Source organism: Kitasatospora sp. NPDC036755, assembly GCF_040636595.1.
Classification (GTDB): domain Bacteria; phylum Actinomycetota; class Actinomycetes; order Streptomycetales; family Streptomycetaceae; genus Kitasatospora.
The window spans coordinates 1-12,364 of the sequence record NZ_JBEZUT010000269.1 but is presented as its reverse complement, the minus strand read 5'-3'; the positions used below and the strand labels follow the sequence as shown (position 1 = coordinate 12,364).

Here is a 12,364-nt window from a genome sequence, read left to right as displayed (position 1 = left end):
CGGCCGGCCGGGCGGCGGAGCCCTCGGCAGCGAGACCTAGGCAGGTGAGTGCTTCGATCACGAGGTCCTCAAGCGCCCGATGCCCGGTGGGGTGGCCCAGGTCGCCGCCACCGGGGTCAGCCCCGGCAGCCGGGTGCTCCAGGCCTCCTCGCTGAGCTTCGACGTCTCGGTCTCCGACCTGTGCGTGGCGCTCACCACCGGCGCCGCGCTCGTCCTGCCCCGCGAGCAGAGCCAGCTGGTCGGCGAGCCGCTGGCCGCCCTGATCGACCGGTTCGGCGTCACCCACGCCGACGTCGCCACCGCGATGATCTCCACCCTGCCCGACCTGCCGATGCCCTCGCTTCGCACCCTGATCGGTGGCGGCGAGGCGGTCTCCCGCGAGCTGGCCGCCCGCTGCGGCCGCGGCAGGCTGATGCTCAACAGCTACGGGCCGACCGAGGCCACCGTCATCGTCTCCATGAGCGAGCCGCTGACCGGTGAGGAGCAGCCCCCGATCGGCCGGCCCTGCCGGGACGTGCGCATCCACGTGCTGGACGAGCGGCTGCGCCCGGTCGAACCGGGCACCGTGGGCGAGCTGTACCTGGCCGGCCCGCACCTGGCCCGCGGCTACCTGAACCGCCCCGGCCTGACCGCCGAGCGCTTCGTGGCCGACCCGTACGGCGAGCCCGGCGACCGCATGTACCGCACCGGCGACCTCGGCAGCTACCGCCCTGACGGCCAGCTGGACTTCCTCGGCCGGGCCGACGACCAGGTGAAGATCCGCGGCTTCCGGGTGGAGCTCGGCGAGATCGAGCAGACCCTCTCCGCCCACCCCGGGGTGCGCCAGGCCGTGGTGCTGGTCCGCGAGGACCGCCCGGGCGAGCGCCGTCTGGTCGGCTACACCGTCGGCACCGCCGACCCGGCCGAGCTGCGGGCGTACTGCGCCGAGCGGCTGCCCGACCACATGGTGCCCACCGTCGTGGTGCTCGACCGGCTGCCGCTCACGCCCAACGGCAAGGTCGACAAGCGCGCCCTGCCCGCGCCGGTGTTCGGCGCCGGCGAGGAGGACGGCCGCGCCCCCGCCGGCGAGCTGGAGCACACCCTGGTCCGGCTGTTCGGCGAGGTGCTGGGGCTGCCCCGGGTGGGCGTCACCGACTCCTTCTTCGAGCTCGGCGGGGACTCCATCGTCGCCATCCAGCTGGTCTCCAGAGCCCGGCACGCGGGCCTCCAGCTCACCCCGCGCGAGGTGTTCCTCGCCCCGACCGTCGAGGCGCTGGCGCGGATCGCCCGTCCGCTGGAGGGGCCCGTCGTGGTCGAGCCCGCCGGGGCCGGCCTCGGCGAGGTGCCGGCGACGCCCATCGTGCACTGGCTGGCCGCCCAGCACGGCGAGGTCGAGAGCTTCTACCAGTCCACCGTGCTCACCCTGCCGGCCGGCACCGCCCGGGAGCACCTGGCCACCGCCGTCCAGGCCCTGCTCGACCACCACGACCTGTTCCGCGCCCGTACCTCCCCGCTCGCCGAGCGCCCCTGGACGCTGCACGTGCCCGAGCCCGGCGCCGTCGCCGCCGCCGAGGTGCTGAGCCGGGTCGAGGGCCCGGCCACCGCCGGGGCGCTGCGCTCCGCGACCGGGGCCGCCCGGGAGCGGCTGTCGCCCGAGGACGGCCGGATGGTCCGGGCGGTGCACTTCGACAGCGGCCCCGAACTGCCCTCCCAGCTGCTGCTGGTGATCCACCACCTGGTGGTGGACGGCGTCACCTGGCGCATCGTCGAGGAGGACCTGCTCGGCGCGCTCGCCGCGCTCCGCGAGGGCCGCGCCGTCGAGCTCGCGCCGGTGCCCACCTCCTTCCGCCGCTGGGCCCAGCGGCTCGGCGCCGAGGCGCGGACCGACCGCCGGGCCGCCGAACTCCCGCTCTGGCAGGCCGCCCTGGCCACCCCGGACCCGCTGCTCGGCGACCGCCCGCTGGACCCGGCCCTGGACACCTACGCCACCGAGGGACAGCTGCGGCTCGTGCTGCCCGCCGCGACCACCCGGGCGCTGCTCACCAAGGTCACCGCCGCCTACCACGCCCAGGTCAACGACGTGCTGCTGACCGGTCTCGCGCTGGCCCTCGGCCACTGGCGGGGCCGGGAGACCACCGGGCCCGACGGCGCCGTGCTGGTCACCGTCGAGGGCCACGGCCGCGAGGAGGTCGTCGAGGGCGTCGACCTGCACCGCACCGCCGGCTGGTTCACCTCCGTCTACCCCGTCCGGCTCGCCCCCGGGGCTCTGGACTGGTCCGAGGTCACCGCGGCCGGCCCCGGACTCGGCCGCGCCCTGGGCCGGGTGAAGGAGCAGCTGCGCGCCGTCCCGGACAACGGCATCGGCTTCGGCCTGCTGCGCCACCTCAACCCGGACACCGCCGCCGTCCTCGCCGGCCACGCCGACCCGCAGATCGAGTTCAACTACCTGGGCCGCTTCGCGCCCGAGGGCGTCACCGCCGAGGACGTGCTGGCCGGCACCGAGGCGATGTCCGAGGGCGCCGCGCACGGCCTGGCGCTCGGCCGGGTGCTCGGCCTGGACGCCACCACCGTGGACACCCCGCAGGGCCCGCTGCTGGTCGCCCAGTGGTCGTACGCCGGCGGGCTGCTCTCCGAGGAGCGGGTGCGCGCCTTCGCCGAGGCCTGGTTCGCCGCGCTGACCGCGCTCGCCGAGCACGCCGAACGGCCGGACGCCGGCGGGCACACCCCCTCCGACTTCCCGCTGGTCGCGCTCACCCAGGAGGAGCTGGACGGGCTCGCCGCCCACCACGCCCCGGCCCGCCTGGCGGACGTCTGGCCCACCTCGCCGCTCCAGCAGGGCATGGCCTTCCACTCGGCGTACGACGCCGAGGGCGCGGACGTCTACACCTCGGTCGTGACCTTCGACCTCACCGGCCCGGTGGACGCCGCGCGACTGCGCGCCGCCGCCGAGGCGCTGCTGACCCGCCAGCCGAACCTGAAGGCCGCGTTCCACCAGCGGCACGACGGGCCGCCGGTGCAGGTCGTCCCCGACGGCGTCGAGCTGCCCTTCACCGTCCTCGACCTGAGCGCCCACGCCGACCCGTCCGCGGAGGCCGCCCGGATCGCCGCCGCCGAGTACGGCCGCCGCTTCGACCTCGACCGCCCGCCGCTGCTGCGCTACACCCTGCTCACGCTCGCGCCCGGGCGCCACCAGCTGATCGCCTCCGCGCACCACATCCTGCTGGACGGCTGGTCCACCCCGCTGTTCGCCGAGGAGCTGTGGGGCCTGTACTTCGAGCAGCCGCTCGCCCCGGCGGCCCCGTACCGCGAGTACCTGCGCTGGATCACCCGGCGCGACGGCGCGGCCGCCCGCGCCGCCTGGGCCCAGGCCCTGGCCGGCGCCGACGAGCCCACCCTGCTCGCCCCCGGCCGGTCGGCGGCCACCCCGCAGCTGCCGCTGCGCCTGCACACCGGGCTCACCCCGGAGACCACCGAGGCCCTCGCCCGCACCGCCCGCCGCTACGGCGTCACCCTCAACACCCTGGTCCAGGCGGCCTGGGGCGTGCTGCTGGCCCGGCTCACCGGGCGCGAGGACGTGCTGTTCGGCACCACCGTCTCCGGCCGGCCGCACGACCTGCCGGGCGTGGAGCGGATGATGGGCCTGCTCATCAACACCGTGCCGGTGCGGGTCCGCCTGGACCAGGCGGAGAGCTGGGGCCAGCTGCTGCTGCGGCTGCAGCACGAGCAGTCCGCGCTGCTGGACCACCAGCACCTCAGCCTCACCGAGATCCAGCAACTCGCGGGCGTGGGGAGCCTGTTCGACACCGTCACGGTGTACGGCAACTACCCGGACCCGTCCGCGCTGGACGACGCTGACCCGAGCGGCGCCACCCGCGTCACCCTGGTCGAGGACGTCGACAGCGCCCACTACCCGCTGGTGCTGGCCCTCACCCCGGGCGACGGCCTCCAGCTGCGCCTCGACCACCAGCCGGACGCCTTCACCGCGGAGCAGGCCCGCGCCCTGCTGGACCGCTTCCTCGCCCTGCTCGACCGGATCGTCGCCGACCCGGCCGAACTCGTCGGCACCGTCGAGGTGTTGACCGCGGACGAGCGCGCCGAGCTGGTCACCCGGTGGAGCGGCACCACCACCCCGCTGCCGGAGGGCTCGCTGCCCGAGCTGTTCGAGGCCCGCGCGGCCGCGACCCCGGACGCGATCGCGCTCACCGCCGAGGACGCCGAGCTCACCTACGCCCAGCTCAACGCCCGGGCCAACGGCCTGGCGCTGCGGCTGGTCGAGGCCGGGGTCGTACGGGAGACGCCGGTCGCGCTGATGATCGACCGCTCGGCCGCCCAGGTGGTCGCGATCCTCGCCGTCCTCAAGGCCGGCGGCCTCTACGTGCCGCTGGACGACGCCCAGCCGGCCGACCGGCTGCGCACCGTCCTCGCGGACGCCGGGGCCGCCCTGGTGCTGGCCGACGCCGCGCACCGCGAACACCCCGCGCTGGCCGGGCTGACGGTCCTCGCCCCGGACGCCGAGGAGCACCCCGGGAACCTCGGACTGCCGCAGCACGCCGACCAGTTGGTGTACGTGATGCACACCTCCGGCTCGACCGGCGTGCCCAAGGGCATCGCCGTCACCCACCGCGGCGTGGTGGACCTCGCGCTCGGCGGGCAGTTCACCGGCGGCGGTCACGAGCGGCTGCCGGTGCACGCGCCCTCCGCCTTCGACGCCTCCACCTACGAGATCTGGACCCCGCTGCTCTCCGGCGGCCAGCTGGTGATCGCCCCGGCCGGCCGGCTCGGCATCGCCGAGCTGGCGGCGGTGATCGGCCACGAGCGCACCACCTCCGCCTGGATCAGCGTCGGCCTGTTCAACGTGCTGGCCGCCGAGGCCCCGGAGACCTTCGCCGGGCTGCACGAGGTGTGGACGGGCGGGGACATCGCCTCGCCGGCCGCCATGCGCCGGGTGCTGGACAGCTGCCCCGGGCTGCGGCTGGTCAACGTCTACGGGCCGACCGAGACGACCACCTTCGCCACGCACTTCCCGATGACCTCGGCCGCCGAGGTGCCGGCCGTCGTGCCGATCGGCCGGCCGCTGCCCAACAACCGGCTGTACGTGCTGGACGCCGGACTGCGCCCGGTGCCGGTCGGCGTGGCCGGCGAGCTGTACATCGGCGGCAACGGCCTGGCCCGCGGTTACGTCCGCCGCCCGGGGCTGACCTCCGAGCGCTTCGTGGCCTGCCCGTTCGGCGAGCCCGGCGGCCGGATGTACCGCACCGGCGACGTGGTGCGCTGGACGCCCGCGGGCGAACTGGAGTTCGTCGGCCGAGCGGACGACCAGGTCAAGCTGCGCGGCTTCCGGATCGAACTCGGCGAGGTGGAGGCGGCGTTCACCGCCCACCCGGCAGTCGGCCAGGTCTGCGCGGCGGTCCGCCAAGACCAGCCCGGCGACAAGCGCCTGGTCGCGTACGTCACCGGCGAGGTCCGGGCCGAGGAGCTGCGCGACTTCGTCACCGACCGGCTGCCCGGCTACATGCTGCCGGCCGCGATCGTCGTCCTCGACGAACTGCCGGTGAACCCCAACGGCAAGGTGGACCGCAAGGCCCTGCCCGCCCCCGACTACAGCGGCGCCGACGGCGGGCGCGCGCCGCGCACCGCCGCCGAGCAGGCCCTGTGCGGGCTGTTCGCCGAGGTCCTCGGGCTGGCCCGGATCAGCATCGACGACAACTTCTTCGACCGCGGCGGCCACTCCCTGCTGGCCACCAAGCTGATCAGCCGGATCCGGGCCGGCCTCGGCGCCGAACTGCCGATCCGTGCCCTCTTCGACAACCCGACGGTGGCCCTGCTGGCCGCCGCGCTGCCCGACTCCGCGGCGGCCCGTCCGGCCCTGCGGCCGGCCGAGCGGCCCGAGCGGGTGCCGCTCTCCTCGGCGCAGCAACGCCTGTGGTTCATCGAGCAGTTCGAGGGCCCCAGCGCGCTCTACAACACCCCCGTCGCGGTCCGGCTCACCGGCGCCGTCGACCTGCCCGCCCTGGAGCTGGCCGTCCGGGACGTGGTGCGGCGGCACGAGGTGCTGCGCACCGTCTTCCCGACCGTCGACGGGCAGCCGCACCAACGCGTCGTCAGCGCCGACGAGTTGCCCCTGCACCAGGTGCGGGTGGCCGACGAGTCCGAGCTGCGGACCGCGCTGGTCGCGGCCGGCGAGGAGGTCTTCGACCTCGCCCACGACCTGCCGGTGCGCGCCACCCTGCTGTCGCTGCCGCACGAGGAGCACGTCCTGCTGGTGCTGATGCACCACATCGCCAGCGACGGCTGGTCGGTCGGGCCGCTCTTCCGCGACCTCGCCGAGGCCTACGAGGCCCGCCGCGCCGGCTCCGCGCCCACCCGCGCGCCGCTGCCGGTGCAGTACGCCGACTACACCCTCTGGCAGCGCGAGCTGCTCGGCAGCGACGAGCGGCCCAGCACCCTGCTGATCGACCAACTCGCCTACTGGCAGCAGGCCCTGGCCGACGCCCCGGAGGAGCTGGCACTCCCCTACGACCGTCCGCGCCCGGCCGCGCCGGGGCACCGGGGCGGCCTGGTGGAGGTCGCCGTCGACGCCGAACTGCACGGCTCCCTCGTCGAGTTGGCGGCGGCGCAGAACGCCAGCCTGTTCATGGCGCTGCAGGCCGCGGTCGCCGTCCTCTACACCCGTCTGGGCGCCGGCACCGACCTGCCGTTCGGCACCCCGGTGGCCGGCCGCACCGACGAGGCCCTGGACGACCTGGTCGGGTTCTTCGTCAACACCCTGCCGCTGCGCACCGACACCGGCGGCGACCCGACCTTCCGGGAGCTGCTCGACCGGGTGCGGCGCGCCGACCTGGACGCCTACGACCACCAGGACATCCCCTTCGAGCGCCTGGTCGAACAGCTCAACCCGACCCGCACCCCCGCCCGCCACCCGCTCTTCCAGACCCTGGTGGCCCTGGAGAGCCGGGTCACCGTCCCCGCCTCCTTCGGCGGCCTGGGCTGCGCGGAGCACACCTTCGAACTGGACGTGGCCAAGTTCGACCTCTCCTTCCGCTTCACCGAGCAGGGCCCCGGGGCGGGCCTGACGGTGGCGCTCGAGTACGCCGTCGACCTCTTCGACCACGCCACCGCCGCCACCCTCGCCGAGCGGCTGCTGCGGGTGCTGGACGCCGCCGCGGCCGCCCCGGACGCGCCGATCGGCACCATCGGGATCCTCGCCCCGGCCGAGCGCGAGCAGCTGCTCACCGGCTGGAACGACACCGCCTCGCCCGTCCCGGACGCGACCCTGCCCGAGCTGTTCGAGGCGCGGGCCGCGGCCACCCCCGACGCGCCGGCCGTGGTCTCCGAGCACGGCACCCTCAGCTACGCCGAACTGGACTCCCGGGCCGAGCACCTGGCCGTCCGCCTGGCCGGCGCCGGGGTCGGCGCCGAGACGCCGGTGGTCCTGCTGATGGACCGCTCCGCCGACCTGCTGACGGCGATCCTCGCGGTGGCCAAGGCGGGCGGCTGCTACGTCCCGCTGGACGACCGGCACCCGGCCGAACGGCTGCGGCGGATCACCGCCGGGACGGCCGCCGCCCTCGTCCTGGTCGACGGGGCGCACCGCGACCACCCGCTGGCCGCCGACGCCCCCTGCCCCGTCCTGCCGCTCACCGAGGGCTGGTTCGACGGCCCGCGCGAGCGGCGCGCCGAGCGGACCGCGCCCCACCCGGAGCAGCTCGCGTACGTGATGTTCACCTCCGGCTCCACCGGGGAGCCCAAGGGCATCGCGATCAGCCACCGGGACGTGGTGCAGCTCGCCACCGACCCGTGCTGGCGGCACGACGAGGGCCTGCGGGTGCTGTTCCACGCGCCGCACGCCTTCGACGCCTCGACCTACGAGATCTGGGTGCCGCTGCTCTCCGGCGGCCGGGTGGTCGTCGCGCCGCCCGGCGACCTCGACGCGGCCGCCATCCGCGAGCTGGTCCGGGCCCACGCGCTCACCCACGTGCACGTCACCGCGGGCCTGTTCCGGGTCATCGCGGAGGAGGACCCGGGCATCTTCGCCGGTGTGCGCGAGGTGCTGACCGGCGGCGACGTGGTCTCCGCCCCGGCCGTGCGCCGGGTCCTGGAGGCCGTCCCGGGGATCGCCGTGCGGGCGCTCTACGGGCCGACCGAGACCACCCTGTGCGCCACCCAGTACCCGATGCCGGACGCCGCGGCGGTGCCGGGCACGGTGCCGATCGGGCGCCCGCTGGCCAACACCCGGCTGTACGTGCTGGACGCCGGGCTCCAGCCGGTGCCGGCCGGGGTGGCGGGCGAGCTGTACATCGCCGGGGCCGGCCTGGCCCGCGGCTACGTCGACCGCCCCGGGCTGACCTCCGAGCGCTTCGTGGCCTGCCCCTTCGACGGCGTCGGCAGCCGGATGTACCGCACCGGCGACCTCGCCCGCTGGACGGCGGACGGCGTCCTGGAGTTCCTCGGCCGGGCCGACGACCAGGTGAAGATCCGCGGCTTCCGGATCGAACTCGGCGAGGTGGAGGCCGCGTTCACCGCCCACAGGAGCGTCGGCCAGGCGCTCGCGGTGGTCCGCGAGGACCAGCCGGGCGACAAGCGCCTGGTGGTGTACGCCACCGGCAAGGCCACCGGCGGGGAACTGCTCGCCTTCGTCGCGGACCGCCTCGCCGCCTACATGCTCCCGGCCGCGGTGGTCGTCCTGGACAGCCTGCCGGTGACGGCCAACGGCAAGGTCGACCGCAAGGCCCTGCCCGCGCCCGAGTACGCCGGGGCGGCCGAGGGCCGCGCCCCGCGCACCGAGCGCGAGCGGGAGCTGTGCGCCCTGTTCGCCGAGGTGCTGGGCGTGCCGACGGTCAGCATCGACGACCGGTTCTTCGACCTCGGCGGCCACTCCCTGCTCGCCACCCGGCTGGTCAGCCGCATCCGCGCCACCCTCGGCGCGGAGCTGCCGATCCGCACCCTGTTCGACTCGCCCACGGTCGCCGCCCTCGCCGCCGCCCTGCCCGGCGGAGAGCAGGCGCCCGCGCCGAAGAAGGCCCGTCCGGCCCTGCGCCCGATGCGCCGCCCGCAGGCCTGACCGGCGGCGGGACGCGGGCCGCCCACCGGCGGCGGGACGCCCCGCCGCACGACCGCCAGGCCCCACCCGTCAGAGCAGCACCACCAGCCACAGCAGCCGTACGTCGCCAGTCGGAGGCAGACCTTGATCCCGTTGTCGTTCGCCCAGCAGCGGCTCTGGTTCATCGAACAGTTCGAGGGCCGGAGCGCCCTCTACAACACTCCGTTCGCCCTCCGGCTGACCGGTGAGCTCGACGCCGCCGCCCTCGAGGGCGCGCTCGGGGACGTGGTGGACCGGCACGAGGTGCTGCGCACCGTCTTCCCCACCGCCGACGGCCGGCCCCACCAGCACATCCTTCCCGAGGGGCGCCCGCCGCTGCACCGGGTGCCGGTGGCCGGCGAGGCCGAGCTGCGGGAGCTGATGAGCGCGGCCGCCGGGCACGTCTTCGACCTCTCCCGGGACCTCCCGCTCCGGGCCTGGCTGTACGCCCTGCCCGCGCCGGGCGAGCACGTCCTGCTGCTGCTCACCCACCACATCGCCAGCGACGGCTGGTCGGTCGGGCCGCTCTTCCGCGACCTCGCCGAGGCCTACCGGGCCCGGCTGGCCGGCACCGGCCCGCAGTGGGAGCCGCTGCCGGTGCAGTACGCCGACTACACCCTCTGGCAGCGCGAGCTGCTCGGCGAGGAGGACGACCCGGAGAGCGTCGTCTCCCTGCAACTCGCCCACTGGAAGCAGGCGTTGTCCGGCCTTCCGGAGGAGCTGGCGCTCCCCTACGACCGTCCCCGCCCGAGCCGGCCGAGCCACCGCGGCGGCGCCGCCGACTTCGAGCTGGACGCCGAACTGCACGGCGCGTTGACCGAGTTGGCCTCCGGCCGGCACGCCAGCCTGTTCATGGCGCTGCAGGCCGCGGTCGCCGTCCTCTACACCCGCCTGGGCGCCGGCACCGACCTGCCGCTCGGCACCCCGGTGGCCGGCCGCACCGACGAGGCCCTGGACGACCTGGTCGGCTTCTTCGTCAACACCCTGCCGCTGCGCACCGACACCGGCGGCGACCCGACCTTCCGGGAGCTGCTGGACCGCGTCCGCCGCACCGACCTGGACGCCTACGACCACCAGGACATCCCCTTCGAACGCCTGGTCGAACACCTCAACCCGACCCGCACCCCCGCCCGCCACCCGCTCTTCCAGACCGTCGTCACCCTGAACGCGGAACGGGCCGGGGACCTCGCCTTCGGCGCCGCGACCGGAACCCCGGTCGAGACCGGCGAGGCCCAGGCCCAGTTCGACCTCAACTTCAACTTCGTCGAGCGGCTCGCGGCCGACGGCACCTGCCTGGGCGTGCGCGGCGCCGTCGACTACGCGGCCGACCTCTTCGACCACGCCACCGCCGTCTCCCTCGCCGAGCGGCTGGTGCGCGTGCTGCGCGCCGCCGTGGCCGCCCCGGACGCGCCGATCGGCACCATCGGGATCCTCGCCCCGGCCGAGCGCGAACAGTTGCTCACCGGCTGGAACGGACCGGCCACGGCCGTCGCCGAGCGGAGCCTGCCCCGGCTGTTCGAGGCCCAGGCCGCCGCCACCCCCGACGCCCTCGCCCTGGTCTCCGGCGCCGAACGGCTCGACTACGCCGAACTGAACGACCGCGCCAACCGGCTCGCCGCCCTGCTGCTGGAACGCGGTCTGACCACCGAACAGCCGGTCGCCGTACTGATGGAGCGCTCCGCCGCCCTGCTCACCGCCGTCCTCGCGATCGCCAAGGCGGGCGGCACCTACGTCCCGCTGGACGACCGCTACCCGCTGGACCGCCTCCAGCACATCCTCGCCGACACCCGCACCGCCCTGCTGCTGACCGACCCGGCCCACCGGGGCCACCCGGTGCTCGCCACCGAGGGCTTCGCCACCGTCGAGGTCACCGACGCGCTGCTCGCCGACGCCCCCGCGGCCGGCGACCCGGCCCTGCCGGTGCTGCCCGGCCAGCTGGTCTACGTGATGTACACCTCGGGCTCGACCGGGGTGCCCAAGGGCGTCGCCGTGACCCACCGCAACGTGGTCGACCTGCTCGGCAACCCGCACTTCCGGGCCGGCCACCACGAACGCGTGCTGCTGCACTCCCCCACCGCCTTCGACGCCTCCACCACCGAGATCTGGGCGCCGCTGGTCACCGGCGGGGCGATCGTGCTCGCCGAGCCCGGCGAACTGGACATCCGCCGCCTCGCCGAGACCGTCACCACCCACCGGGTGACCCTGGTCCAGGCCCCGTCCGGCCTGCTGCGGCTGATGGCCGACGAGGACCCGGCCGCGTTCCGCGACGTCCGCCAGGTGTGGACCGGCGGCGACGTCGTCCCCCCGGAGTCGGTGCGCCGGATCCACCGGGCCTGCCCGGACACCGACGTCGTCGCGGTGTACGCGCCCACCGAGACCACCGCCATCAAGACCACCTTCACCATGCGCCCGGGCGAGCCCGTCCCCGCCGTGGTGCCGATCGGGCGGCCGCTGAACAACACCCGGCCGTACGTGCTGGACACCGCGCTGCGCCCGGTGCCGGCCGGGGTGGCGGGCGAGCTGTACCTCGCCGGGGCCGGCCTGGCCCGCGGCTACGTCGGCCGTCCCGGGCTGACCTCCGAGCGCTTCGTGGCCTGCCCGTTCGGCGAGCCCGGCAGCCGGATGTACCGCACCGGCGACCTGGTCCGCTGGACCGCCGACGGCGTGCTGGAGTTCCTCGGCCGGGCCGACGACCAGGTGAAGATCCGCGGCTTCCGGATCGAACTCGGCGAGGTGGAGGGCGCGTTCACCGCCCTGCCGGACGTCGGCCAGGCCTTCGCCGTGGTCCGCGAGGACCAGCCGGGCGACAAGCGCCTGGTGGTGTACGCGACCGTCACCGGCACCGGCGGGAGCACCCCCGCCGAACTGCGCGCCGCCGTCGCCGACAGCCTGCCCAGCTACATGCTCCCGGCCGCCGTGGTCGTCCTCGACGCCCTCCCGGTGACGGCCAACGGCAAGGTGGACCGCCGCGCCCTGCCCGCCCCCGACTGGGCCGGGGCCGCCGAGGGCCGCGCCCCGCGCACCGACACCGAGCGCGCGCTCTGCGAACTGTTCACCGACGTCCTCGGGTTGGACCGGATCGGCATCGACGACAGCTTCTTCGACCTGGGCGGCCACTCGCTGCTCGCCACCAAGCTGGTCAGCCGCGTCCGCACCGCGCTCGGCGCCGAACTGCCCGTCCGCGCGCTGTTCGACGCCCCCAGCGTGGCCGCGCTGGCCGAGGCCCTGGCCGCCCCGGCCGCCGAGCGGCCGGACGCCCGCCCGGCCCTGCGGCCGGCCCGCCGGCCCGAGCGCGTCCCGCTCTCC

Annotated in this window: 2 protein-coding genes; both read left to right on the top strand. The window is 75.7% G+C overall.

The annotated features are described in order from the left end of the window. Positions 1-79: 79 nt before the first annotated feature. Positions 80-9,040: an amino acid adenylation domain-containing protein gene (locus AB0E96_RS30650; RefSeq protein ID WP_359829033.1), complete on the top strand. Its 8,961-nt coding sequence runs from the start codon at positions 80-82 to the stop codon at positions 9,038-9,040. A gap of 123 nt (positions 9,041-9,163) precedes the next feature. Further along, a partial coding sequence (locus AB0E96_RS30645; RefSeq protein WP_359829032.1) for an amino acid adenylation domain-containing protein occupies positions 9,164-12,364 on the top strand: 3,201 nt, incomplete at its 3' end.

What these genes read in the sequence shown, in the direction of transcription:
- AB0E96_RS30650 (WP_359829033.1), top strand. Translation starts at nt 80, where the DNA reads ATGCCCGGTGGGGTGGCCCAGGTCGCCGCCACCGGGGTCAGCCCCGGC.